22 protein-coding genes are annotated in these 25,323 nt (G+C 62.8%); 10 read left to right on the forward strand and 12 right to left on the reverse strand.

The annotated features are described in order from the left end of the window. Window positions 1–32: 32 nt before the first annotated feature. On the forward strand, window positions 33–2,474 hold the full coding sequence (gene hrpB / locus ACR0FG_RS16510; RefSeq protein WP_480894135.1) for an ATP-dependent helicase HrpB: 2,442 nt from the start codon (window positions 33–35) through the stop codon (window positions 2,472–2,474). A 79-nt stretch (window positions 2,475–2,553) separates the two neighbouring features. On the opposite strand, the gene ACR0FG_RS16515 is transcribed toward hrpB, so the two are convergent. Together ACR0FG_RS16515 and ACR0FG_RS16520 are read right to left on the reverse strand one after the other, a co-directional pair. Next, the gene (locus ACR0FG_RS16515) at window positions 2,554–3,528 is read right to left on the reverse strand and encodes a 2-dehydropantoate 2-reductase (RefSeq protein WP_480894104.1); all 975 of its coding nucleotides are present in this window, start codon (window positions 3,526–3,528) and stop codon (window positions 2,554–2,556) included. A 64-nt stretch (window positions 3,529–3,592) separates the two neighbouring features. Continuing rightward, complete coding sequence (locus tag ACR0FG_RS16520; protein WP_480894105.1) at window positions 3,593–4,558, reverse strand: pirin family protein; 966 nt, start codon at window positions 4,556–4,558, stop codon at window positions 3,593–3,595. A 210-nt stretch (window positions 4,559–4,768) separates the two neighbouring features. On the opposite strand from ACR0FG_RS16520, the gene ACR0FG_RS16525 reads away from it, so the two are divergent. After that, a complete protein-coding gene (locus ACR0FG_RS16525; protein ID WP_480894106.1) occupies window positions 4,769–5,248 on the forward strand; it encodes a twin-arginine translocation pathway signal in 480 nt (159 codons plus the stop codon). Window positions 5,249–5,254: 6 nt separating this feature from the next. Continuing rightward, entirely contained in the window at window positions 5,255–5,851 is a 597-nt protein-coding gene (locus tag ACR0FG_RS16530; RefSeq protein ID WP_480894107.1) for a ferric reductase-like transmembrane domain-containing protein, read from the forward strand. Between the two features lie 24 nt (window positions 5,852–5,875). Here ACR0FG_RS16530 and ACR0FG_RS16535 read toward each other — a convergent pair whose 3' ends face one another. The 3 genes from ACR0FG_RS16535 to ACR0FG_RS16545 form a co-directional block, all read right to left on the reverse strand. Continuing rightward, window positions 5,876–6,223, reverse strand: coding sequence for a 5-carboxymethyl-2-hydroxymuconate Delta-isomerase (locus ACR0FG_RS16535; protein WP_480894108.1), 348 nt, complete (start codon window positions 6,221–6,223; stop codon window positions 5,876–5,878). A gap of 12 nt (window positions 6,224–6,235) precedes the next feature. Beyond that, window positions 6,236–7,162: an ornithine carbamoyltransferase gene (argF, locus tag ACR0FG_RS16540; protein ID WP_480894109.1), complete on the reverse strand. Its 927-nt coding sequence runs from the start codon at window positions 7,160–7,162 to the stop codon at window positions 6,236–6,238. 76 nt (window positions 7,163–7,238) lie between these two features. Continuing rightward, window positions 7,239–8,426, reverse strand: a complete 1,188-nt coding sequence (locus ACR0FG_RS16545) for an acetylornithine transaminase (RefSeq protein WP_480894110.1) — start codon at window positions 8,424–8,426, stop codon at window positions 7,239–7,241. A 294-nt stretch (window positions 8,427–8,720) separates the two neighbouring features. On the opposite strand from ACR0FG_RS16545, the gene ACR0FG_RS16550 reads away from it, so the two are divergent. Next, window positions 8,721–9,611: a DMT family transporter gene (locus ACR0FG_RS16550; protein ID WP_480894136.1), complete on the forward strand. Its 891-nt coding sequence runs from the start codon at window positions 8,721–8,723 to the stop codon at window positions 9,609–9,611. Here ACR0FG_RS16550 and ACR0FG_RS16555 read toward each other — a convergent pair. After that, window positions 9,593–10,396 (reverse strand): ABC transporter permease, encoded by an 804-nt coding sequence (locus ACR0FG_RS16555; RefSeq protein ID WP_480894111.1) that lies wholly within the window; start codon window positions 10,394–10,396, stop codon window positions 9,593–9,595. The two genes, ACR0FG_RS16550 and ACR0FG_RS16555, sit on opposite strands and share 19 nt — an antisense overlap. A gap of 125 nt (window positions 10,397–10,521) precedes the next feature. Between ACR0FG_RS16555 and ACR0FG_RS16560 the strand changes: the two genes are divergently transcribed. Beyond that, complete coding sequence (locus ACR0FG_RS16560) at window positions 10,522–11,097, forward strand: GcrA family cell cycle regulator (RefSeq protein WP_480894137.1); 576 nt, start codon at window positions 10,522–10,524, stop codon at window positions 11,095–11,097. Between the two features lie 342 nt (window positions 11,098–11,439). After that, a complete protein-coding gene (locus tag ACR0FG_RS16565; protein ID WP_480894112.1) occupies window positions 11,440–11,985 on the forward strand; it encodes a hypothetical protein in 546 nt (181 codons plus the stop codon). A 5-nt stretch (window positions 11,986–11,990) separates the two neighbouring features. Here the strand turns inward: ACR0FG_RS16565 and ACR0FG_RS16570 are convergent, their stop codons facing one another. Continuing rightward, entirely contained in the window at window positions 11,991–13,067 is a 1,077-nt protein-coding gene (locus ACR0FG_RS16570; protein ID WP_480894113.1) for a DUF2235 domain-containing protein, read from the reverse strand. 589 nt (window positions 13,068–13,656) lie between these two features. Here ACR0FG_RS16570 and ACR0FG_RS16575 point away from each other — a divergent pair. The 3 genes from ACR0FG_RS16575 (at window position 13,657) to ACR0FG_RS16585 (ending at window position 18,431) form a co-directional block, all read left to right on the forward strand. Further along, on the forward strand, window positions 13,657–16,764 hold the full coding sequence (locus ACR0FG_RS16575) for a valine--tRNA ligase (RefSeq protein WP_480894114.1): 3,108 nt from the start codon (window positions 13,657–13,659) through the stop codon (window positions 16,762–16,764). Between the two features lie 122 nt (window positions 16,765–16,886). Continuing rightward, window positions 16,887–18,059, forward strand: a complete 1,173-nt coding sequence (locus ACR0FG_RS16580) for a benzoate/H(+) symporter BenE family transporter (RefSeq protein WP_480894115.1) — start codon at window positions 16,887–16,889, stop codon at window positions 18,057–18,059. A gap of 39 nt (window positions 18,060–18,098) precedes the next feature. Continuing rightward, window positions 18,099–18,431, forward strand: coding sequence for a DnaJ family domain-containing protein (locus tag ACR0FG_RS16585; protein ID WP_480894116.1), 333 nt, complete (start codon window positions 18,099–18,101; stop codon window positions 18,429–18,431). Here ACR0FG_RS16585 and ACR0FG_RS16590 read toward each other — a convergent pair whose 3' ends face one another. Beyond that, window positions 18,432–19,214 (reverse strand): crotonase/enoyl-CoA hydratase family protein, encoded by a 783-nt coding sequence (locus ACR0FG_RS16590; protein ID WP_480894117.1) that lies wholly within the window; start codon window positions 19,212–19,214, stop codon window positions 18,432–18,434. Window positions 19,215–19,279: 65 nt separating this feature from the next. Beyond that, the gene (locus ACR0FG_RS16595; protein WP_480894118.1) at window positions 19,280–20,350 is read right to left on the reverse strand and encodes an SMP-30/gluconolactonase/LRE family protein; all 1,071 of its coding nucleotides are present in this window, start codon (window positions 20,348–20,350) and stop codon (window positions 19,280–19,282) included. Window positions 20,351–20,444: 94 nt separating this feature from the next. Here ACR0FG_RS16595 and ACR0FG_RS16600 point away from each other — a divergent pair, with 94 nt between their 5' ends. After that, entirely contained in the window at window positions 20,445–21,554 is a 1,110-nt protein-coding gene (locus ACR0FG_RS16600) for a pyridoxal phosphate-dependent aminotransferase (RefSeq protein WP_480894138.1), read from the forward strand. Between the two features lie 82 nt (window positions 21,555–21,636). Here ACR0FG_RS16600 and ACR0FG_RS16605 read toward each other — a convergent pair whose 3' ends face one another. The 3 genes from ACR0FG_RS16605 to edd are packed head-to-tail and all read right to left on the reverse strand — an operon-like array spanning window position 21,637 to window position 25,321. Continuing rightward, complete coding sequence (locus tag ACR0FG_RS16605; protein WP_480894119.1) at window positions 21,637–22,827, reverse strand: pyridoxal-phosphate-dependent aminotransferase family protein; 1,191 nt, start codon at window positions 22,825–22,827, stop codon at window positions 21,637–21,639. A 51-nt stretch (window positions 22,828–22,878) separates the two neighbouring features. Next, window positions 22,879–23,511 carry a bifunctional 4-hydroxy-2-oxoglutarate aldolase/2-dehydro-3-deoxy-phosphogluconate aldolase gene (eda, locus tag ACR0FG_RS16610; RefSeq protein WP_480894120.1) on the reverse strand — a complete coding sequence of 211 codons (633 nt, stop codon included), beginning with the start codon at window positions 23,509–23,511 and terminating at the stop codon, window positions 22,879–22,881. 4 nt (window positions 23,512–23,515) lie between these two features. Continuing rightward, a complete protein-coding gene (gene edd / locus ACR0FG_RS16615) occupies window positions 23,516–25,321 on the reverse strand; it encodes a phosphogluconate dehydratase (RefSeq protein ID WP_480894121.1) in 1,806 nt (601 codons plus the stop codon). Window positions 25,322–25,323 lie beyond the last annotated feature (2 nt).

Consider the following 25,323-nt stretch of genomic DNA (forward strand, 5'->3'; position numbering starts at 1 on the left):
ACCTTGGTCGGGACATGGCGGATAAGACGCGCATGACCCGCCTGCCGATTGACGATGTTCTGCCCGAGTTGCTGCGTGCCCTGAAGGCCCATGGCCGGGCCGTGCTGCAAGCCCCGCCCGGTGCGGGCAAGACCACGCGTGTGCCGTTGGCGATGCTTGAGGCAGGGTTGTGCACAGGCCGGATCGTCATGCTGGAACCCCGGCGGCTGGCGGCGCGGGCGGCGGCGGAACGCATGGCGGAAACGCTGGGCCAGCGCACGGGTGAGACTGTGGGCTATCGCGTGCGCGGTGAGGCGAAGGTCTCCAAGGCGACCCGGATCGAGGTTGTGACCGAGGGCATTCTGACCCGGATGCTGCAATCCGACCCCGACCTGCCCGGTATTGGCGCGGTGATCTTTGACGAATTTCATGAACGATCCCTGAATGCCGATCTGGGGCTGGCGCTGTGCCTTGAGGTGGCCGGGGCGCTGCGCGAGGATCTGATCCTGTTGGCGATGTCGGCCACGCTGGATGCGGAACCGGTCGGGCGGCTGATGGACGCGCCTTTGGTCACGTCCGAAGGGCGGAGCTTTCCTGTGGAAACCCGCTGGCTGGACCGGCCTTTGGGCGCGCAGGCGCGGCGTCTGGATGCCTTGGTCGATCTGGTGGTTCGGGCCGAGCGCGAGACCAAAGGCGGGATGCTGGTGTTTCTGCCGGGTGAGGGCGAGATCAGGCGGGCCGAGGCGGCGCTTTCCGGGCGGCTGCCTTCGGATTGTCATTTGCGTCCTCTGTTCGGGGCCCTGCCCTTTGCCGCCCAACGCGCGGCGATTGCACCGGTTGAGGCTGGGCGCAAGGTGGTGCTGGCCACGTCGATTGCCGAAACCTCGCTGACTATTCCCGATATCGGGGTGGTCGTTGATATGGGTCAGGCGCGGCGGGCGCGGTTCGATCCGGGCTCGGGCATGTCGCGGCTGGTGACGGAACGGGTAACACGGGCCGAGGCAACGCAGCGCGCGGGCCGTGCGGGGCGCGTGGCCGAGGGGGTGTGCTATCGCCTGTGGTCCAAAGGTGAGGACGGGGCTTTACCCGCCTTTCCCCCGGCCGAGATCGAGGCGGCGGATTTGACCGGTCTGGCGCTGGAACTGGCGCTGTGGGGCGCAGCGCCGGAGGATCTGGCGTTTCTGACCGCCCCGCCCGAGGGCACGATGGCCGAGGCGCGCGCGCTGTTAACGATGTTGGGCGCGCTGGATGGCAATGGTCGGATCACAGATCATGGGCGCGCCCTGGCGGGGCTGCCACTGCATCCGCGATTGGGGCACATGCTGCTGACGGCAGGTGCGGCGGCTGCGCCTCTGGCGGCGTTGCTGGCCGAGCGCGATCCGTTGAAGGGCGCGCCATCGGATCTGGCATTGCGGCTTGAGGCGGTGCGGGATCGGCGCAGGTATCAGCAATCGCGGCCATGGCCTGCGAATCCGGGCGTTCTGGACCGGATCAAGGCCGAAACCCGGCGGTTGACTGCGCAGGCCGCGGCGCAGGGCACGGGCCTGTCCGCTGCCGCCATGGCAGCGCTGGCTTATCCCGACCGGATCGGGCAGCGGCGCAAGGGCGACGTGCCGCGTTATGTCCTGTCGGGCGGCAAGGGCGCGGTGCTGGACGCTGGGGATGCCTTGGCGGCGGCCCCTTATCTGGTGGCGCTGGACACGGACGGAAACCTGCGCGAGGCGCGTATTCGCATGGCGGCGCAGATTTCCGAACGTGAGATCAGGGAGCTGTTTGGGGATCGGGTCACTTGGGTCGACAGTTGCGTCTGGTCCAAACGCGAGCGCCGGGTCATCGCGCGGCAGCAGGAGCGGTTCGGGGCGATCACGCTGGAGGATCGCATCTGGAAAGACGTGCCGCCCGAGGATGTGGCCCGCGCCATGCTGGACGGGGTACGCGATCTTGGTCTGCGGCTGGATGGTGCTGCGGCACGTCTGGCGGCTCGGGTGGAACTGGTTCGGGCCGAGGGGGCGGAGTTGCCGAATTTCTCGGTCGATGGTCTGTTGGATGACCTGGAGGCGTGGTTGCTGCCGATGTTGACTGGTGTGCGCAGTGCCGAGGACTGGAAACGGTTCGATCTGCTGCCTGCGTTGAAAACGAGGCTGGACTGGGGCCAGATGCAAGAGCTGGATCAGCGTGCACCGGGGTCCTTCGTCACGCCTTTGGGGCGCAAGGTTCCGATCGATTACAGCGGCGCGGTGCCAGAGATTGCGGTGCGCCTGCAAGAGGTGTTTGGCGTCACCCGGCATCCGATGGTCGGGGGTGAGGCGTTGAAGATTACTCTGTTATCGCCTGCGCAACGACCCATTCAGATCACCCGCGATCTGCCGGGGTTCTGGGCAGGGTCTTATGCGGATGTGCGCAAGGACATGCGCGCGCAATATCCCAAACACCCCTGGCCCGAAGACCCGACGCAGGCCGACCCTACCCTGCGCGCCAAGCGGCGCGGCGGTTAGAGCGTTTTGGTCGATTTTGGGATTTTGCGAGGCTCTGCCTCGCGCTCCGAGGTATTTTTGAACAGAAGAAGATGGGGGCTTACGGCCTGATTTGGCGGGGCGTGAGAGGCTGGTCCGGCGGGTCGTTGATCAGGTCCGCGATGCGCTGATTGATCGGGGTTGGGACGGTGTGGGTGCGGCCAAGGCGGATGACCTCGCCCTGCAGGCTGTCGATTTCGGTGGCACGGCCTGCCATCAGGTCATAGGCCATCGAGGTGCGCGCGCTGGGGTCGATGGTGAGCATTTTCGCAGCAATGCGGGTGAACAGCGGGGTCGGCAGGCGCAGGATATGGGGCGTCATCCATGCTGGCAGGGGCGTTGTAGAGGCCACGGCGATGTTTGCGGTTTTGAGAACGCGCAGCGCCTCGGCCATCTGGTCGGCCATCAGGCTGCGCCAGTTGCGGTCGTGCAACTGTGCCTGAAGGGTCAGTCCCGAAAGCGCGTTCAGCGCGTTGTTGAGGTTGAGGACCAGTTTACCCCATTGGACGGCCTCGATCCGGGTGCTTTCTGTGACCGGCAGGTCTGGGGTGTGCAGATGGGTGGCCAGTGCACCGGGGCCGGACTGGATGACGATCTCGCCCGAGGTGGCGCGGTGGTAGGTGGCGGTATCCTTTGGGACGACGTTGAAAGGGACCATGCCCGCGCGGACATCGCGCCCCGGCAGCGCGGCGCGCAGGATGCGGGCGCTGTCCATGCCGTTTTGCCAGGACAGGATTGGCGCGGCTTTGGGCGCAAATTGCGTTATCAGAGCCGCCATTTCCGCCGTTGCCCCGGTTTTCACCGTTACGATGATCAGGTCGGCATCCCGCAGGCAGGCGGGATCTTCGGTCAGGGTCAGGTGATCGGCGGGGATCGTACGGTTGAGGCCTGCGAAATCGGTGGTCGTCAGACCGTGGGCACGGATCGGGTCCAGCACGCGGGCGCGGCCCAGCAGGGTGACACCGTGGCCCGTTGCGGCCAGATGTGCGCCGCAAAAGCAGCCGATGCTGCCTGCGCCCGCTATGGTGATCTTCATGGCGAACCCTCCGTTGTCGGGAAGGATCACCGGGATGGGGTGGTGAGGCCAGCGTGACGTGAGGTCAGACGCGGGCGCGGCGGGGCTTTGTGCGTTCCAGTTCCTCTGAGATCGGGATGAATTCCTGATCGTCGCCGGGGGGCAGATGGAAGGCTCCGTTCGCCCAGTCGGCGGATTTCCATTCGCGGGTGGCGGTTTCGATCTTTTCTTTCGAGGACGAGACGAAGTTCCACCAGATATAGCGGTCCTCGGGCAGGGTTGCCCCGCCCAGCAGCATCAGCCGCGCGCCTTGGGGGCCTGCCTTGACCGAGAGGCGGTCGCCGGGGCGGAATACCATCATGCGGCCCGCGTCAAAGCTGTCGCCTGCGATTTCGACCGCGCCCTGGGTGACATAGACGCCGCGATCTTCGTGATCGTCGGGCAGCGGGAAGGCTGCGCCGGGGGCAAGCTGGACATCCAGATAGAAGGTTTCCGACAGCATCGTCACGGGGCTGGTTTCGCCATAGGCCGAGCCGAGGATCAGGCGGGCGCTGACGCCGTGGTCGGTGATATGGGGCAGCGCGGCCTGTTTGTGGTGTTCGAAATCGGGAGCCATATCCTCATGCGCTTCGGGCAGTGCGATCCAGGTCTGGATGCCGAAGAGGCTATGTTTTTGGCTGCGGGTTTCGGCGCTGGTGCGCTCGGAATGGGTGACGCCGCGCCCGGCAACCATCCAGTTGACCTCACCCGGATAGATCATCTGATGAGTGCCGAGGCTGTCGCGGTGCTCGAACTCTCCTTGATAGAGGTAGGTGACGGTGCCCAGCCCGATATGGGGGTGTGGGCGGACATCGATGCCGCCCTGGGTGATGAATTCCGCCGGGCCCATCTGGTCGAAGAAGATGAACGGGCCGACCAGCTGACGTTTGACCGATGGCAGCGCGCGGCGGACCTCGAACCCGCCCAGATCGCGCGCGCGCGGGATGATCAGTGTGTCGAGTGCCGGGTTTTCGGATAGGCAATCGGGGCCGTGGGTTGGGTTCCAGCTCACTTTCGGTCCTCCGTTGGTTCGGGTGTCTGTTACTGTTCGATTATGCGGGGTATATCACGTTTTTCTTGCAACATAACTGCATTTACGCACAGTTTACGTGCGCTGGCGGAACCGGGATGGGCATCGGTTTGCCGATTGGCATGAAACGCTCGGAATCGCTTTGTGTCGTGCTATCTTGAATACCAAGGCGGATTGGCAGGAGATATCACAATGTCCGGGATTCTGTTCACGCGCCGCGGCGTCTTGGCTACGGGCGGCGCTTTGGTCGCAACCGGTTTGACGGTGCCTGCACAGGCCGCAGGGCTGGCACCGACGCCGACCATGCGGGGCGGGGCCAACAACTATCGCCCCGGTGCGCCGATTGTCGAGCGGATCGGTGGCGGCGGGTTCTGGATGACCGGTACCGTGCGGCGCGCGGGTGACGGAGCCCCCCTGCCCGGTCAGCGCATCCAGATCTGGGCGCATACGACCGAAGGGCATGAGCGCGACCAGCGCAGCCATGGGGCGACGCTGACCGATGCCAATGGCGAATTCAGACTGGAGATGCCGCAGATCGTGCCCGCCTTTGGGCAGGCGCATGGGCATCTGGCCTATGACAGCGGCGATTTCGAGACGGTGTTCCTGCGGCCCGTGATGGCCAGTTCACGGGACAAGACGCTGGCCGCGCATTTCGTATTGCAGCCTGTCTGAGCCTTGGTGCTGCGCAATGGTCTGATCTGGGCTGTGCTGGTCGTGGCCGTCTTTGTGCCGGTCATCGCGGCGGCGTTCAGTCCATTGTTGGCGTGGCGGCAGCCGGTTTACATCGTGGCCGGGTTTGCCGGGATCATTGCGATGTGTTTGCTGCTGATGCAGCCGTTGCTGGCCGGGCGTTGGTTGCCGCTGTCTGCGATGGCCAGTCGTCGCTGGCACCGGGTTTGCGGGCTGATGCTGATCGCGGTGATTGTGGTTCATGTGGTCGGGCTGTGGCTGACCAGCCCGCCGGATGTTGTGGATGCGTTGCTGTTTGTATCCCCTACACCGTTTTCCGTCTGGGGTGTGACGGCCATGTGGGCGGCGTTTGCCGCCGTGTTGCTGGGGATATATCGGCAGCGGCTGGGCGCGCGGTTTCGCATCTGGCGGCTGGGGCATGTGGGGCTGGCGGTCGTCACGATCGCGGGCAGCGTCGTACACGCACTGCTGATCGAGGGCACGATGGAGGTGATGACCAAGGTGGCCCTGTGTGTATTGGTTGTGTTGGCCAGCGTCGCAACAGTGATCAAACTTCGCATCTGGGAGATCGGGCGGCGCAGGTGATTGTGGCAGCGCCACCGGGGCTGGCTATACTCTGGCCAGCCGTTTGGCATAAGAGGCGCGGTTCATCTGAACGTCCTGCACCGTGATGCTGCCGACCTGCGGCAGGGCGTTGGCCAGAACATCCAGAACAAGGGCGTTGAGCGCCGTGCGTGTCGGCTCGTCACGCCCCTGCATCAGCAGAAGCGTGGCGTGGACAAAGCTTTGGGGTTCGGAACCGATGCGATAGTACGCGACCGGGATGGCGCGGATTTTGATCGTATCGGCGTCGAATTCCGGATGATCCGCCAAGACCTCGAACAACCGGTCGCAGATGGCCTGAACATCATGGGCCTGTTCAATGCCTTGCGAAAATTCCAGTGTCACATGGGGCATGGTGTGGTCCGTTCAGACACCCAGACACCAACGCATCACCGCCTTTTGCGCGTGCAGGCGGTTTTCGGCCTCGTCAAAAATGACCGAGTTGGGGCCGTCCATGACCTCGGATGTGGCCTCCTCCTCGCGATGCGCGGGCAGGCAGTGCATGAACAGGGCGTCGGGCTTGGCGTGGGACATGAGGTCGGCGTTCACCTGATAGGGGCGCAGCAGGTTGTGGCGGCGTTCTTTGGCGGACTGACTGTCATGCATCGAGACCCATGTGTCGGCGACGACAAGGTCTGCGCCTTCGACCGCTTTGTAGGCGTCGCGCTCGACCACGATTTTCGAGCCCTTCTGGCGGGCGAAACCCATGAACTCTTCCTCGGGGTCGAACTGGGCGGGGCCGGTGAAGGTGAGGTCGAACCCGAACTGACCGGCCGCGTGCAGGAATGAGGCGCAGACATTGTTGCCGTCGCCTGTCCAGACCACCTTTTTGCCTGCGATGGGGCCGCGGTGTTCTTCGAAAGTTTGGATATCAGCCATGATCTGGCAGGGATGGGTGCGGTCCGTCAGGCCGTTGATGACGGGCACGTCCGAGTATTCGGCCATCTCGGTCAGGATGGTTTCGTCGAAGGTGCGGATCATGATCATGTCGACGTAGCGTGACAGAACGCGGGCGGTATCGGCGATGGTTTCGCCGTGGCCCAACTGCATGTCCTTGCCGGATAGCACCATGGTCTGCCCGCCCATTTGCCGGACACCGACGTCAAAGGACACACGCGTGCGGGTAGAGGGTTTTTCGAAGATCAGCGCCACCATGCGGCCTGCCAGCGGTTGCTCGTCGTCGGGGGCGGCTTTGGGGCGGCCAAGGCGGGCCTGTTTCATGGCGTTGGCCTGGTCGATCATGGAGCGCAGGGCGGTGGCGTCGGTTTTGTGGATGTCGAGGAAATGGTTCATATCGTGTCGCTTTTGGCTGTCGATGGCCGGGGGCGCTGCCCCCGGACCCCCGGAGTATTTCTAAAAAGATGAAGGATCAGGTGGTCTCGAGCGAGGCTTCGATCTGCTTGGCCGTTTTGTCGAGGCGGATCAGGGCTTGGGCGATGTCGTCCTCGGTGATCGTGAGCGGGGGCAGCAGGCGGATCACGTTGTCGGCGGCGGGGACCGTTATGACCTGATTATCGTAGCCTGCGCTGACTACGTCCGTGTTCGTGGGTTTGCATTTGAGACCGAGCATCAGACCTGCGCCGCGTACCTCTTCGAAGACCTCTGGGTGGTCAGCGATCAGACCTTCGAGTTTTTGGCGCAGCAGACCCGCCTTGCGGTTGACGCCTTCTAGGAAGGCAGGCGTGGCGACCTGATCAATCACTGCGCAGCCGACGGCGCAGCCCAATGGGTTGCCGCCATAGGTCGAGCCGTGGGTGCCTGCGGTCATGCCGGAGGCTGCGTCTTCGGTGGCCAGAACCGCGCCTAAGGGGAAGCCGCCGCCGATGCCTTTGGCGACCATCATGATGTCGGGCGTGATACCCGCCCATTCGTGGGCGAAGAGTTTGCCGGTGCGGCCCACGCCGCATTGCACCTCGTCAAGGATCAGCAGCAGGCCGTTTTCATCGCAGATCTGGCGCAGGGCTTTGAGTTCCACGTCGGGGACGGGGCGGATGCCGCCTTCGCCTTGCACCGGTTCAATCAGGATGGCCGCCGTCTGGTCGGTGATGGCGTTGGTGACGCCGTCGAGGTCTCCGAATGTCAGGTGCACGAAACCGGGTAGAAGGGGGCCGAAGCCTTTGGTCATTTTCTCGGACCCGGCGGCGGCGATGCCTGCGGAGGATCGGCCATGGAACGAGCCGTCGAAAGTGATGATCTCGACCCGCTCGGGCTGGCCTTTGTCATAGAAATATTTGCGGGCCATTTTGACGGCCAGTTCGCAGGATTCGGTGCCGGAATTGGTGAAGAACACCGTGTCAGCAAAGGTGTGTTCGACCAGCTTGTCAGCCAGCGCCTGTTGCTGCGGGATGTGGTAGAGGTTCGAGACATGCCAGAGCGCGTGCGCCTGTTCCGTCAGCGCCGCGACCAGTGCCGGGTGCGCGTGGCCCAGCGCGTTCACCGCAATCCCTGCGCCGAGGTCAAGGAAACGTCGGCCATCCGCCTCGGTCAGCCAGGCGCCTTCGCCCTTTACGAAAGTCAGGGGCGCGCGGTTATAGGTCGGCAGAACGGACGGGATCATCGGATCATCCTTTTCGATGGTTTGAGCCCAAGTGAGTGATACACCGGAGCCGGGTTCGTCAACAGATTTGGTAGAGGTTGCGCGGATTTCATCAGCGCACAGGATCAAACGGGCCGGTTACGCGGTCAGGCGTCGGCGTCGGAGGCGCAGGGTATGTACGAGTTTGATCATGCCGGGGCGTATAGCGAGCTACGGGCAATCTGGGAACCCTGTTTTTGCGGAATTGCGAAAAATCAGTCTGAGACCGGGATTTGCAGCTTGCCATTTGGCGCGCGCTGGCGCACCGCTTGCGGCATGACACCTGCGCGCCAGAACCCTGCCCTTGCGGCTTTGTTGATCCTTGCGGCCAGCGCCCTGCTGGCAGGCACCACATTGCTGGCCAAGGCATTGGGGACGGATGTTCTGGGCCCTGCCCTGCATCCGATGCAGATCAGCCATGGGCGGTTTCTGTTTGCATTTGTTGTGATTGTCAGTGCGGTCGGCATTCTGCGCCCGAAATTGCAACGGCCGCATTGGGGGCTGCATATTGGGCGAACCAGCTTTGGCTGGTTGGGGATCACACTGATGTTCGCCTCGGTCGCGTTTATCCCGATTGCCGATGCCACAGCGATATCCTTTCTGAACCCGGTCTTTGCCATGGTGCTGGCGATCCCGTTGCTGAAAGAGGGCGTGGGTCCGTGGCGCTGGCTGGCGGCTGTCGTGGCGCTGGTTGGAGCGTTGGTTCTGTTGCGGCCCACGCCTGCCAGTTTCCAGCCTGCCGCGTTGCTGGCGCTGACAGCGGCGGCGGTGATCGGGATGGAGTTGATTTTCATCAAAAAGCTCTCGGGCCGGGAAATTCCGATCCAGATTCTGCTGATCAACAATGCGATGGGGCTGACCATCGCCTCGGTCGCTGTCAGCTTTGTGTTCCAGTGGCCCACGCCGCAGCAATGGGCGGCGCTGGCGGGGATCGGAGGGCTGATGGCCTGTGCGCAGGCCTGCTTCGTCAACGGCATGGCGCGGGCGGATGCGTCTTTTGTGGCACCGATCAGCTATGCGACGCTGATCTTTGCGGCGTTTTACGACTTTGCAATCTTTGGCGTGGTCCCGGACGCGGTCAGTATGGTGGGATCAGCCATCATCCTGACCGGCGGGCTGATCCTGGTTTGGCGCGAGGCGCGGCAGCGTCAGGCCTTGAGCCGGTAACCGGTGCGCAGCATCTGCCATGTCAGCGCGCTCAGTAACAAGGTCGCGACGGTGCAGATTGCCATACCCAACCACGCAGAGCTGTCGGACACGCCGATCATGCCATAGCGCAGCCCGTCGATCAGATAGAACACCGGGTTTACATGGCTGATCGCGTTCAGCACCGGTGGCAGGGCCTGGACCGAGTAGAAGGTGCCTGACAGGAAGGCCAGCGGCGTGACGATGAAATTGGTGATCGCGGCCATCTGGTCGAACTTGTTGGCGTATATCCCCGCCAGCAGCCCCAGCGCCCCCATGAACGCGCCGCCCAGGATCACAAAGATCAGCGCGATCAGCGGGTGGTGCGGGATCAGCCCCAGAACCAGAACCAGCGCCACGGCCACGGTCAGCGCGATCAGGACGCCGCGCACGATGCCGCCCGCAAGATAGCCCAGCAGGATTTCCAGCGGCGACAGCGGCGGCATCAACGTATCGACGATGTTGCCCTGCACCTTGGCCACCACCATGGACGAGGACGTATTGGCAAAGGCGTTCTGTATCACCGTCATCATCATGATGCCCGGGGCCAGAAAGGTCAGGAAGGGCACACCCATCACATCGGACCGGCTGGGGCCGATGGCGATATTGAAGATCAGCAGGAACAGACCGGCCGTGACCAGAGGGGCCAGAACGGTTTGGGTCCACACGGCCATAAAGCGCTGCGTTTCGCGCTGTGCCAGCGTATAAAGCCCCATCCAGTTGACCGCGCCAAAGCGGCGCGCATCCTGATCCGCGAGATTCTGCATGAACTGCCCTTAACTGATTCGATGACCGCTTGTAACTCGGGCGGCAGTGTTTAGAATAGGGCGCTGAGACGAATTCCCAAGGCGGCCCGAATCCGGGGCCGCTTTCCGCTTTTGAAAGGCAAATGATGTCCTGGACTGACGAGCGTGTAGAGCTGCTGAAGAAGATGTGGGGCGAGGGCCAGTCGGCCAGCCAGATCGCCAAGGAACTGGGTGGCGTGACCCGCAATGCGGTGATCGGCAAGGTGCACCGTCTGGGCCTGTCGAACCGCGCCACCGGTGCAAGCCCGGCCAAGGCCGAGTCCAAGGAAAAACCGGCCCCCGCGCCCAAGGCAGAGGCCAAGCCCAAACCTGCGCCCAAGACCGAACCGGCGCGCCCTGCCGCGGCACCCGCTGCCGAGGCCAAGCCTGCCACCCCGGCCCGCCGTCAGATCATCCCTGCCGGTCAGCCCCTGCCGCCGCAGCCTTCGGCCAACGAGATCAGCCCCGAGGCGCTGGCCAAGGTCAATGAGGTCGAGAAAAAGGCCAAAAAGCTGACGTTGATGGAGTTGACCGAAAAAACCTGCAAATGGCCGGTCGGCGACCCCGCAACCGAGGATTTCTGGTTCTGCGGCCTGCCGGTTGAGGCGGGCAAACCGTACTGCGAGGCGCATGTGGGCGTGGCGTTCCAGCCGATGAGCTCGCGCCGGGATCGTCGGCGGTAAGCAAGCATCTGACGCAGACCGTTATTTTTAGTGCTGCGTTTTTTGCCTTCGAACGGAACTATGACATGACTGGCCACGAGCTTTAGGCAAATGGCCAGACTCGCAAAAACAAATTTGATCTGAGATTTTCCCATTCAACCCAGATTGAAATATACAGTTTTGTTCTGCATCTACGCTGTCTTGGTTTTCTTAGCCTATATGCAGCCCTTGGATGGATCGGTATTCGAACCTGATCGGTTCGGTAGGTCACGGCCCCTCTTTACGCAGATAATGTATCTATCTGCGTGGCTCGCACCTGCCGTGCCATTGATTTTGGCCGGGTGCGCATTGCTGGGGATGCGCGTGATACCGGCAATGCTCGCCCGAGTGTTTGTCGTGATCTCGGTTGCCGCTGGTGTGATCCTGACCTTGGCATCTGGCGTTTTTTCGCTGGCCTCCACGACCCAGCTTTTGCATGGCGTCATGTTGACGATTTCCGTGGCGTCCAGCTTTGCCATTTGGTCGGGTCAAGATGGTGAACCGTGTCCGTCGCAGAAAGCGAAGCTGGGAATTGCATCAGCGACCATTGTTGCGCTCTGGTCGTTGTTGACGGTTCCAATGATACTTGTGCAGGCGCGGGTCATAACGGACGGCTATCCCTATTGCATCGCGGAACACTCGGAGAATTCTCCAATCGAGGCTCTGCACGAACTACGTGGGTTTTCTTTCTACACCACGGCAACAGGCTACAAATCCACGTCGGAATGGTATTTTCACGGCCTGATGATCGTCGATTACCCCGATGAGCAGCGCATCTATAACTGGTCTCCACGACTATGGAGGTTCGATCTGGTTGAACGCCCGGATGCATTGATCATACCTGTCCGCGAGGTCTGCGTTCCAAGCTGACCGCCCTACTGCGCCGGATGTGACGGCAAATCCGGCATCGGCACCCAGCGCGGCAGTTCCTCGGGCGAGACTGAGACGTGCAGGCGCTCGGATCTGTCCCGTCCTACTTTCCGATGCTTGCGCAGCAGGAATATCTTGCCCCAGCCGCGCCATGTGCCCACGGATCGCGCGTGTGGGTCGATGGGGAAGCGATCGCGCCAGCCTTCGGGCAAAGGCAATCCGTGCAGTTCGGCCTTGTCCAGCATCCAGATCAGGGAAATGTTGCTGAGGGGGCGGGCCTCTTCATAACCGTTCAGTTGCCCGCCGACATCGCCGTGGGTGCCGCGGAACCAGACCTGTTCGACGTGGCCTTTGAACTCGGGCGTGCATTTCCACAGGACGGGCTCGTAAACCTCGCGCGTTTCGTCCAGTGCCATGGCGTGATAGCCGTGCAGGATCGCGTTGCCCAGTTGATGGTTATGGAAGGCGTGGCGTTCCTCGGCCCAGCGCCAGAGCAGCGGCAGGCGCAGACCCAGCGCCTTGACAGTATCCCAGACCCCGACCATTTCGATGGCGACGTCCTGATGGCAGAACGCCTTGCGGAACTCGGCCGCGGTTTTGCCGTTGGCGTTGCATTCATAGTGCCGGTAGGCCTGTTTGATATTGCGCTCGGTCGCATGTTCGGCCCGCAGCAGGCCGATTAGGTCGATCACGCCCGCAAGGCTGCGCACGCCATAGGCCCCGCGCGAATAGCCGATGAAGAAAATCTTGTCACCGGGTTTGTAGCGCGACGCCAGATAGCCATAGGCGCGGCGGATCTGACGGTTGATGCCCCGCCCCATCATCACGTCCAGCGAGGATTTCCAGCCTTCCCACTGCACGCCCGCCTCATAAAAGACTGAAACCTTGCTGCCCATTTCACACGCCAGACGCAGGGTCTGCCCCGCATGGGTTTCAAACCCCGGATCAAGGGTCGACATGGTACCGTCAAGAATGATGACATGGCTGATCGGTTCGCGATGACGCGTTTCGGCAGAATGCTGGGACCGCAGGGGCCGACCCAGCCATCCCAGTACCTTTCTGCTTAGCCGCGACAGAACCATTGTTCAGTACATCCCATTTGTTGCGGAGTGAGCCGGGCCGCACTCCTGATCTCGGCGCGTATGCGGAGCCCGCTTTTTCCTGCGCCAACTCTCCCCTTCGGGTGGTGGTCGGCCAAAGCGTCACCGCGTCTATAATATCATGGGGTTGCGGGCCGTGCGGGGCAAGGCAAATCACAGAAACGAAGCCGTGAGCCGTTGCCCCTGCGCATCATCCCTGATGCAAGTTTTTCCGACCGGGTAGGATACGGGCGGATTTGCGGGATCGCGATGTCCGTTCGCCGGTAAATAGCTGACAAGACTGCATGTATTTTCGAGAGCAGCGGCTTGGTTCAATGTGCCAGGCGCGTCTCATCGGGCCCGCCCGGCTTTTGTAACAAAGTCGCTTTTTCGGCACCCAAGCGCTGGTCCTGATTGGCCCCTGGACGGAAACAACCCGGCGGTAAGACCGCGATTGGCTGGTTCAATCTCGACCTCCCGTCACGAATGACGCTATGGACCCGCCCCCTTGCGTCGAACGGGGCCTTCCCCTTCCTGCGCGCATTCGTTATTGCAGGCGCTGACCCGAATTTGATGACGCAGGACGCACCCCATGGCGATGGAAAAGACATTCAACGCGGCCGAGGCCGAGGCCCGCATCTACAAGGCCTGGGAAGAGGCCGGAGCCTTCAAGGCAGGCGCGAACCGTTCGCGCGACGAGAGCTTTACCATCATGATCCCGCCGCCCAACGTGACGGGGGCCTTGCATGTGGGCCATGCCTTCAACAACACGCTGCAGGACATTCTGACCCGCTGGCACCGGATGCGGGGTTTCGACACGCTCTGGCAGCCCGGTCAGGATCACGCTGGCATCGCCACCCAGATGCAGGTGGAAAAGATGCTCGCCACCACCCAGCAGCCCAGCCGAACCGAGCTTGGGCGCGAGGCGTTTCTGGACAAGGTCTGGGAGTGGAAGGGCGAGTATGGCGGCACGATCATCGAGCAGTTGAAGCGGCTGGGTTCAAGCTGCGACTGGTCACGCAATGCCTTTACCATGGCAGGCGCACCGCGCGACCCGCGCACCGGACACGAAAATTCTGCGAATTTTCACGACGCGGTGATCAAGGTCTTCGTCGACATGTACGAAAAGGGACTGATCTATCGCGGCAAACGTCTGGTCAACTGGGATCCGCATTTCGAGACCGCAATTTCCGATCTTGAGGTCGAGAATATCGAAACCGCCGGTCATATGTGGCATTTCAAGTACCCATTGGCGGGCGGTGAGACATATGAGTATTTGGAAAAAGATGAAGATGGGAATGTGATCTTCCGCGAGGAGCGGGATTACATTTCGATCGCCACGACCCGCCCCGAAACCATGCTGGGTGACGGTGCGGTTGCGGTTCATCCATCGGATGAGCGTTATGCGCCAATCGTCGGGAAACTCTGCGAAATTCCGGTCGGCCCGAAAGAGCATCGCCGTCAGATTCCGATCATCACCGATGAGTATCCCGATCCCGATTTCGGCTCGGGCGCGGTGAAGATCACCGGCGCGCATGACTTCAACGACAACATGGTCGCCAAGCGCGGTGGCATTCCGATGTACCGCCTGATGGACACCAAAGGCGCGATGCGGGCTGATGGCGCGCCTTATGCCGAAGAGGCCGGCAAAGCGCAGGAATACGCGCGCGGCAAAGCGTTCACTGAGACCGAAATCGACGCGATCAACCTGATCCCCGACCACCTGCGTGGTCTCGACCGGTTCGAGGCGCGCGCGAAGGTTGTCGAGGAAATCACCGCCGACGGTCTGGCCGTCATGACCCGCGCGGATGATCCGCGTCTGGGCACCAAGCTGGGCGAGGATGACGACCCTGCAGCGCTGGTGCCGCTGGTCGAGAGCAAACCGATCATGCAGCCCTTTGGTGATCGTTCAAAAGTGGTTATCGAGCCGATGTTCACCGATCAGTGGTTCGTGGACGCCGAAAAAATCGTTGGCCCCGCACTGGACGCGGTCAAGGACGGTACGGTCAAGATCATCCCCGAGTCGGGCGAGAAGACCTATTATCATTGGCTGGAAAACATCGAGCCCTGGTGCATCTCGCGCCAGCTGTGGTGGGGGCATCAGATTCCCGTTTGGTATGGGCCCAAAAAGGATGCTTCGAATTCACTCGGAGTTGACTACTCCTCGGGTGAACTGGTCCCCTTTTGTGGCGCGACATTCGATGAAGCCGCAAGCGCGGCTCGAGAATACTATGGTGTTTCAAGCGCAAGGGAATTCTTCGAAGATCAGATAACCTCACTTGATCCATCTGAGGTGCACCCAAACGTCAACAGCAACGCATGGCAAGATGAAGCTTTTGCAACAGCCGTTGAAGGCGGGCGTGATTTCGTTTTGCTCAAACGCGACCCCGACGTGCTCGACACCTGGTTCTCGTCCGGCCTCTGGCCCATCGGCACGCTGGGCTGGCCCGAGCAAACCGAGGAGCTGGAGCGCTACTTCCCCACCGACGTTCTGATCACCGGCGCGGATATTCTGTTCTTCTGGGTCGCCCGGATGATGATGATGCAACTGGCCGTGGTCGATCAGATCCCGTTCCACACCGTCTACCTGCACCAACTCGTCCGCGACGAGAAGGGCAAGAAGATGTCCAAAACCACCGGCAACGTCATCGACCCGCTGGAGATCGTGGACGAATTCGGCGCTGACGCGCTGCGGTTCACCAATGCCTCGATGGCGGCGATTGGCGGCGTGCTGAAACTGTCGCGTGACCGCATCACCGGCTATCGCAACTTCGGCACCAAGCTGTGGAACGCCGTCCGCTTTGCCGAGATGAACGAGGTCTTTACCGACGCCGTCCCGCAACTGGATGTGGCCGACCTGAAACCCAAAGCCGCCGTGAACCGCTGGATCATCGGCGAAACCGCCCGCGTGCGGGCCGAGGTCGACGCGGCGCTGGAAAGCTACCGCTTCAACGATGCGGCCAACGGGCTCTATGCCTTTGTCTGGGGCAAGGTCTGCGATTGGTATGTCGAACTGTCGAAACCCCTGCTGCAAGGCGACGACGCCGAAGCGCAGGCCGAGACCCGCGCCACCATGCGCTGGGTTCTGGATCAGTGCATGGTGCTGCTGCACCCGATCATGCCCTTCATCACCGAAGAACTCTGGGGGCTGACCGGCAATCGCGCGAAAATGGTCGTCCACGCCGACTGGCCGACCTATGGCACCGAACTGGTCGATGCCGATGCGGATCGGGAAATGAACTGGGTGATCTCGGTCATCGAAAACACACGTTCGGCCCGCGCGCAGATGCGGGTTCCGGCGGGGCTCTATGTGCCGATGCTGGTGACGAAAATCGACGCCAACGGCCAGGCCGCTTGGGATCGCAACGAGGCGCTGATCAAACGCCTCGCCCGCATCGACAGCCTGACCAAGACCGATGAACTGCCCAAAGGCACCATCTCGATCGCCGCCCCGGGCGCGTCCTTTGGCCTGCCGCTGGCGGACATCATCGACATCGGCGCGGAAAAGGAGCGGTTGGAGAAAGCCAAGGGCAAGCTGGCCAAGGAACTGGGCGGCCTGCGCGGGCGTCTGAACAACCCCAAATTCGTGGCCTCGGCCCCGGAGGAGGTGGTTGAGGAAGCCAAAGCCAACCTCGCCGCCCGCGAAGAGGAAGAGGCGAAACTGAACGAGGCCCTCGCCCGTCTGGCCGAAATCGCCTGATCTTCATCTTTTCATAAATACTCAAATCCCCAACCCCGCCGCACAAGCTGTCGGCGGGGTTTTTCGTGCCTCAACAGAGTTTTGCCCTGTTCACCCGAACACCTGATTGCTAGCACAGGCACATGACCCAGCATGATACCCCGCTTCCCCCGATACAGACCGTCTCGACCGGGTTGGTGGTGGCCATTGTCGGATTTTTCAGCTCCTTCCCTATAGTCCTGCAAGGGCTGGGCGCGATGGGTGCCTCATCGGCACAAGCCGCGTCAGGGCTGATGAGCGCGGCGATTGCCATGGGGCTGGCGGCGATCATCCTCAGCCTGCGGTACAAGATGCCGATCAGCGTCGCGTGGTCCACGCCGGGGGCTGCGTTGCTGGCGGTGTCTGCTGCCCCGGTTGGCGGGTATTCCACCGCCATCGGAGCGTTCCTGTGCGCCGGGGCGCTGACGGTTGTCGCGGGCTTATGGAAGCCACTTGGACGGTTGGCGGCCGCGATCCCCACCACTCTTGCCCAAGCGATGCTGGCGGGCGTGCTGTTGCCGCTGTGCCTTGTGCCGTTCAAGGCGGCGGTCGAGATCCCGTGGCAGGCGCTGCCGGTGATCCTGACGTGGTTCATCGCGGGGCGGTTCAATCGGTTGTTTGCGGTTCCGGCGGCGGTGGTCGCTGCGGCCATCGTTGTGGCACTGAACGCCCCGGATGTGCAGCTGATGCCTGACCGGCTGATCGCGGCCCCGGTCTGGACGACACCGACGTTCTCGGTCGCGGCGGCGATCGGGATCGGCGTACCGCTATTCATCGTCACGATGGCAACGCAGAACATTCCCGGCGTTGCCGTCATGCGCAGCTTCGGATTCTCTCCTGCCCCGGGCAAGCTGTTCTCTGCCGTTGGTGGGGCAAGTCTGCTGTCCGCCCCGTTTGGCGCGCCCGCAACCTGTCTGGCCGCCATAACAGCCGCGATGTGTTCGAACGAGGACAGCCACCCTGACAAGGCGCTGCGCTATTGGTCCGCCATCATGGGCGGTGTGTTCTATTGCCTGTTTGGCGTCTTCGCCGCAGCCATCACCAGCTTTGCGGCCCATGCCGACCCTTTGCTGATGGGCACATTGGCCGGGGTGGCCCTGATCGGCGTACTGGCAAACGCCGTCCACGCAGCACTGGATGTCCCGGCCGAGCGTGAGGCGGCCATCCTGACACTTGCCATCACCGCATCCGGTATCACCGTTATCGGGCTGGGGGCCGCAGTCTGGGGGCTGGCGGCGGGCGGCATTGCGTATGTTGCGACAAACCGCCTGCGCTAACGGCTTTCCCCGGACTTTTACAGGCGGTACACTGTCACCATGTTCGGATCGTTGGGAAAACTGGTGGAACGCCAGATCAAGAAGGCGCAGGCCGAGGGCCAGCTACAGGGGCTTGAAGGCGAAGGCGCACCCCTGCCCGATCGTTCCTCTGAGGCGCAGAGTGATCCGGCCATTGCCGCAGGCCATCGGATCATGGCACAGGCCGGGGTTTTGCCCGAAGAGTTCAGCATCAAGAAAGAGCTGGATGCGGCGCGCAAGGACTATGCCGCACTGACCGATCCTGAAGAGCGCAGGGCAGCCATGGCACGGATCGCAGATCTTGAGATGCGGTACAACATGGCCCGCGACGCGCGGCGCAGTTTTATGCGGTGATCACTTGAACTCGGGCTTACGGCCCTGCATCTGCGCCATGACAACCTCCATCTGGTCCGGCTTGCCGATCAGCTCCACCTGTTCAGCGGATTCCTCGATCAGGACCTCGGCGCGGGGTTTGCTTTCGGCCACTTCGATCAGGCGTTTGGCGGCACGGATGGCTGAGGGGCTTTTGCCCGCGATATCCTCGGCTAGCGCAAGCGCTTCGGTGAGTGGATCATCGGACAGTTTGGTCACAAGCCCCCAATCGGCGGCCTGCGCCGCGCCGATGGGACGCGCGGTATAGGTTAACAGGCGCAGCACGTCCGAGCGGACAAGTCGCGGCAACAGGACCATGCCGCCCATGTCGGGAACGATACCCCATTTCATCTCCATCACCGCCAGTTTGGCTTCGGGATGCGCGATGCGGATATCCGCGCCCAGCGCGATTTGCAGACCACCGCCATAGGCCACACCCTGAATGGCGCAGATCACCGGGACGGGAACGCGCCGCCAGATCAGTGCAATCTCCTGCATTTCATTGGCGTCGTCGTGGCTGCGGGTCATCAGCCATTCGGTCGGGTCAATCTGGGCCATCGAGGCAAAGCTGGCCATGTCGAGACCGGCGCAAAAGCTTTTGCCCTCACCCGAGAGGACCACGGCGCGGGCGTCCGAGGCGGCGACCTCGTGCCCCGCCGACAGGATCGCCTTGATCATCGCGTCATCCAGCGCATTCATCTTGTCGCCCCGCGTCAGGGTGACATGGGCAATGTGATCTTTGTATTCGACGGAAACGCGTGCCATGCGGACCTCCCAATCCATGTTTGCCTGACAATGCCCTGAAAAACGGGCGCAGTTCCACTGCGACGTCAGGGCATTTGCGATACCGGCATCCGGCCAAACCAGGGCGAATCCAGCGTCATGACGTAGAACTGATTGCCGATGATCTTGCCGCCCGTGGTGATGCCCAGCCGCCCATCCGGGTCTTGCAGGGTGCGCAGGATGTTTCCGTCGCCGTCAAACTGAACCATCATCCCGCGATGGATCGGTGCCGGGCGGACCATGGGCCCCAGACGCCAGATCACCTTGCGCAGGAACGGATATGGCATCAGCACCTCGGACGGGACACGGGGGCTGGCGAAGGCCATCCAATAGGTACCGTCGCCTTGGGCCTCAAGGTTGTCGGGATAGCCGGGCAGATTATCCAAAAGCACCTCGGTCGTGCCTGCCTTTGGGCCTGCGAGCCAGTGCTTGTGCACCCGCGCCCGACCGGTTTCGGCAATCAGCAGGTAATCTTCGTCCGGGGACAGGGCGACGCCGTTGGTATAGACAAAGCCTTGGGCGATTTTCTCGGTGGTTCCATCCGGAGAATGTCTGGCGACATAGCCGGTTTCAGATTGTTCCCAGATCGTCAGAACTGAGGTTGGCTTGGTCCCGCCCATGGTCTCGGGGTCAAACCGGTCGGATGAGTTTGAGAAGTAGATCGTTCCGTCCTGCGCGATGTCCAATTGATTGGCATAGATCACCGGCGCGCCGTCGATATCCGAGACAACGCTTTGCAGCGATCCGGGCCCGTCCCAGCGCATCACACCGCGAAAACTGTCAGCTATGTAGAGCGCACCGTCGGGGCCTGCCCTGAGGCCCAGAGGCCGCCCGCCCAGCCGGTCAACCTCGACCGGGGTGTCGCCGTCAATGCGGTAGAGCACACCGGACAGGCTGGTCGTGTAGATTGTACCGTCGGGCAGAACGGCCACATCCTCGGGGCCGATTTCATCTTTGGGCAGGTTGATCAGGTCGAGTTTATCAAGCGCGTGGTTTTCCGCAAAATCCCCGGTGAAACCGGGCGGCTCTGGTGGTTCATAGGCAACCGGGTCGACCGGAACAGGCCAGAGCAGCAGATAGGCAAGGCCGACAATAAGCAGAATCAGGAAAGCGCGCATGAGACCTCCGCAGGCGTGTTGTGCCGCAGCCTGCAAGCGAACGGGGTGTGGCGCAAGCCTTGCCCCTGCGGTTGGCTTGCGATTATCTGCGCTTATGACCGGTCCCAGATACACTCCGCTTGCCTTGTCCCTGCCCGCAACCGTGCCCTTTGTCGGCCCTGAAACGCAGGAGCGTCAGCGCGGCGCGCCGTTTGTGGCGCGGTTGGGGGCGAATGAGAACGTCTTTGACCCTTCGCCGCGCGCGGTCGAGGCGATGCGGGCGGCGGCGGGCGAGATCTGGATGTATGGCGATCCAGAAAACCATGATCTGCGCCATGCGCTGGCCGAGCATCACGGGGTAGCGCCCGAGAATATCGTTGTGGGCGAAGGCATTGATGGGCTGCTTGGGTATCTTGTGCGGCTGATCGTAGGCCCGGGCGATGCGGTGGTGACATCGGACGGGGCTTATCCGACGTTCAACTATCATGTCGCCGGGTTCGGAGGTGTGGTGCACAAGGTGCCGTATGCCGGGGATCATGAGGATCCGGCGGCGTTGTTTGCCAAGGCGGCTGAGGTGGATGCCAAGCTGGTCTATCTGGCCAACCCGGACAATCCGATGGGAAGCTGGCATTCGGGTGCTGCACTCGTGGCGGCGATGGAGGCTTTGCCCGAGGGGTGCCTGCTGGTGCTGGATGAGGCTTATGTGGAATGCGCGCCCGAGGGGACCGCAGCCCCGGTGCCGGTAGATGATCCAAGGGTGATCCGGATGCGGACCTTTTCCAAGGTCTATGGCATGGCGGGGGCCCGGGTCGGGTATGCGATGGGCGCGCCAGAGCTGATTGCGGCGTTCAACAAGGTGCGCAATCATTTTGGCATGAACCGGGCGGCACAAGCGGGGGCACTGGCAGCGTTGCAGGATCAGGGTTGGTTGGCAGAGGTTCAGGCAAAGATCTCAGTGGCGCGAGGCCGGATTGGGCAAATTGCGCGGGAGAACGGGCTGGAGCCGCTGCCCTCGGCCACGAATTTTGTGGCGATTGATTGTGGGCGCGACGGTGTGTTTGCCAAGGCCGTGCTGGATGCGCTGGTGGATCAGGGCGTGTTTGTGCGGATGCCCTTTGCCGCCCCGCAGAACCGGTGCATTCGGGTGAGTTGTGGCGCTGAGGCAGATCTGCTGGCGTTTGAGGCCGCATTGCCCAAGGCGTTGGCAAAGGCCCGGGCGGTGTAAGGGGGGCTGTCTGCCCCCCATCGCGCCTGCGGCGCGATTCCCCCCGAGGATATTTCTGGACAGATGAAGAGGCGGATCGGGGTCAGCTGGCCAGCGTGGCGGCGGCGGCTTCGAGTGCGCCTGTGCCGCGCGGGATATCGAGTGCCGCGAAGGCGGTTTCGATGCTGCCCAGCATCGCCATGACCATCTGCGCGTTGATATGGCCCATGTGGCCGAGGCGGAAACAGCCGTCCCAGTCCTCCATCCCCAGACCGATGCCGAGGGTCAGGCCGAGCTGGTGTTCGGTATAGCTGCGCAGGGGCGTGCCACGCCCTTCGGTCAGGCGCAGGGCGGTGACGGCGTGGCTGCGGTGTTCGGGGTTGGCGACGTTGAGGTGCAGCGCCCCGCCTTCGGCCCAAATTTCGCAGGCCGCCCAGATCGCCTGCGCCAGTTGTGCGTGGCGGGCCCAGACGTTTTCGATGCCCTCGGCATGGATCAGGTCGAGCGCGGCGCGCAGGCCATAGAGGTGATGCGTCGGCGCGGTGCCGTTGAAATACTGGTAGAACAGATCAGGGTTGGCGCGCGGCTGCCAATCCCAGTATTGCGAGACCCGGGGCATAGTGGCGCGTTTGGCTTGTGCCTTGTCGTTGAAAAAGACAAAGCCGGTGCCTGGAGGTGTCATCAGCCCTTTCTGACAAGCGGTGACGGTAACATCGACGCCCCATGCGTCCATCTCGAACCGGTCGCAGCCCAGAGAGGCGATGCAGTCAGCCATCAGCAAGGCGGGGTGTTGCAGATCGTCCAGCAGGGCGCGCAGAGCGGGGATGTTGTTGCGGATCGAGGTCGAGGTGTCCACGTGGACGGCCAGCACCGCCTTGATCTTGTGGCTGGTGTCGGCGCGCAGGGCGTCGGCGATGCGGTTGATATCCCAAGGGGCCGAGAGGCCAAAATCGATCAGTTGAGCTTGCGCCCCTACGCCTTCGGCCATTTCGGCCCAACCATAGGTGAAGCGCCCCGAGGCGGGTGCCAGCACGGTTTCGCCGGGGGCGATGACGTTGGAGAGTGCCGCCTCCCACGTGCCATGGCCATTGGCGATGTAGATGGCGACGTTGTGGTCGGTGCGGGCCACGCGTTTCAGGTCGCGGGTCAGCGCGGGCATCATCTCGATCAGTTCGCCGTCGTAGATATTGGGTGACGGGTGGTGCATGGCCTGCAAGACTGCGTCGGGCATGACCGAGGGGCCGGGAATGGCCAGATACTCGCGCCCGTGCGCGAGGGAGATATTGTTTGTCATGAGGGCAACCTGTTTGAATTGAGGCCTACCCTAGCGCGTCGCCCTGTGGCGTCAATCCATCAGGCTGGCGGCCTCGCGCGCAAGTGTTTCGATCCCGGCCCAGTCGCCGTTTTGGACCATCTGCTTGGGCGCAACCCAGCTGCCACCTGCGCAGATGACGTTGGACAGAGACAGGTAGCTGTGAGCATTGTCAGGTGACACGCCGCCTGTGGGGCAGAAGGTGATTTGCGGCAAGGGTGCGCCGATGGCTTTCAGGGCGGGGGCGCCGCCCGAAGCCTCAGCCGGGAAGAATTTCAGCATGTCATAGCCCTTTTCCAGCAGGGCCATCGCCTCGGTCGCGGTGGCTGCTCCGGGTAGAAGGGGCAGGTCTTCGGCCTCACAAGCCGCGATCAGGGCGTCGGTCGCGCCGGGCGAGACGCCAAAATGCGCGCCTGCGGCCTTGGCGGCGCGGACGTCTTCGGGCGTGATCAGCGTGCCTGCGCCGACGACGCCGCCGGGAACGTTGGCCATGGCGCGGATGGCGTCGAGGGCTGCGGGGGTGCGCAGGGTGACTTCGAGCGCGGGGAGGTCTCCGGCAACCAGAGCTTGGGCCAGCGGGCGGGCGTGGGTGGCGTCATCGACGACGAGCACCGGGATGATGGGGGCAAGGGCGCAGATCTCGCGGGTGCGTTGGGTTTTGGACATGAGGTTAAACTCCGAAAATGCTGGCACCGCTGTCGGCGGAACCGACATTCTGGCGGAATGCACCGAAGAGGTCGCGCCCGACCCCATGCTGATTGGCCGAGAGGTCGGCGGTGGCAGGTTTGCGGTCCAGTACGCCGTCGGTGAGGATTTCCAGTTCCCCTTTCACCGCGTCGACGCGCAGGATGTCGCCGTCCTGCAGGTAGGCGATTGGCCCCTGATCCAGCGCCTCGGGGCAGACATGGATGGCGGCGGGGACTTTGCCCGACGCGCCGGACATGCGGCCATCGGTGACGAGAGCAACCTTTTGGCCCCTGCCCTGCAGGATCGACAGGATCGGGGTGAGCGAGTGCAATTCAGGCATTCCGTTGGCCTTGGGGCCCTGAAAACGGACGACGACGATGGTGTCACCCGTGAACTCTCCGGCTTTGAAGGCGTCTTTGACCGCGTTTTGGTCTTGGAACACGCGCACGGGGGCTTCGACCACCTGATGTTCGGGTGCGACGGCTGAGACTTTCATGACGCCGGTGCCCAGATTGCCGGTCAGGCGCGAAAGGCCGCCGGTGGGCTGGAACGGATCATTGGCGGGGCGGACAATCTTTTCGTTCAGGCTGTGGCCTGCGCCGTCTTCCCAGACCAGTTCGCCGTCTTTCAGCTTGGGTTCCTTGGTGTAGTTGTGCAGGCCCTGCCCGGCGACGGTCAGGGTGTCGGGGTGCAGCAGGCCTTCGTTCAGCAGCGTGCCGATGGCAAAGCCCAAGCCGCCAGCGGCGTGGAAGTGGTTCACGTCGGCCAGACCGTTTGGATAGACCCGCGCGACCAGAGGGACCACAGCGGAAATGTCGGAAAAGTCCTGCCAATCCAGTACGATACCGCCCGCGCGCGCCATGGCGATCAGGTGGATCAGCAGGTTGGTCGAGCCACCCGTGGCCATCAGGCCGACGATGCCGTTGACGAAAGCACGCTCATCAAGGATCTGACAGACCGGGGTGTAGTGATTGCCCAACGCGCTGAGGGAAAGGGCGCGGCGGGCGCCTTCCTCGGTCAGGGCATCGCGCAGGGGCGTGTTGGGATTGACAAAGCTGGAGCCCGGCAGGTGCAGGCCCATGAATTCCATCAGCATCTGATTAGTGTTGGCGGTGCCATAGAAGGTGCAGGTGCCGGGGCCGTGATAGGCCGCCATTTCTGCCTTCATCAGGGCGTCGCGGCCCACTTCTCCGGCGGCGAATTGCTGTCGGACCTTGGCCTTTTCGTCGTTTGGCAAGCCGCTGGTCATCGGACCTGCGGGCAGGAAAACGGCGGGCAAATGGCCAAACGCTTGCGCGCCGATGATGAGACCGGGCACGATCTTGTCGCAGACGCCCAGGAAGACCGCCGCGTCATAGGTGTTGTGGCTAAGCGCCACGCCAGTGGCCAGCGCGATTACGTCGCGGGAAAACAGGGACAGTTCCATCCCCGCTTCGCCCTGGGTGACGCCGTCGCACATGGCAGGAACTCCGCCTGCGACCTGCGCAGTACCGCCCGCGGCCCGGATCGCATCGCGGATCAGGGCGGGGTAGCGTTCGAACGGCTGATGGGCCGAGAGCATGTCGTTATAGGCGGTGACAATGCCCAGATTGCCTGCGGTGCCGGTGGCCATCGACTGCTGATCTTCGCCCGCACCGGCATAGGCATGGGCCTGACCGCTGCAGGACAGATGCGCGCGGGCGGGGCCTTTGGACTTGGCCTGCTCCATCCGGTCCAGATGCGGGCCGCGCAGATCGGCGCTGCGGTCGATGATGCGTTTGGTGACGTCGGAAATAACTGTGTTGACCATGA

Source organism: Ruegeria sp. E1, from assembly GCF_056534225.1.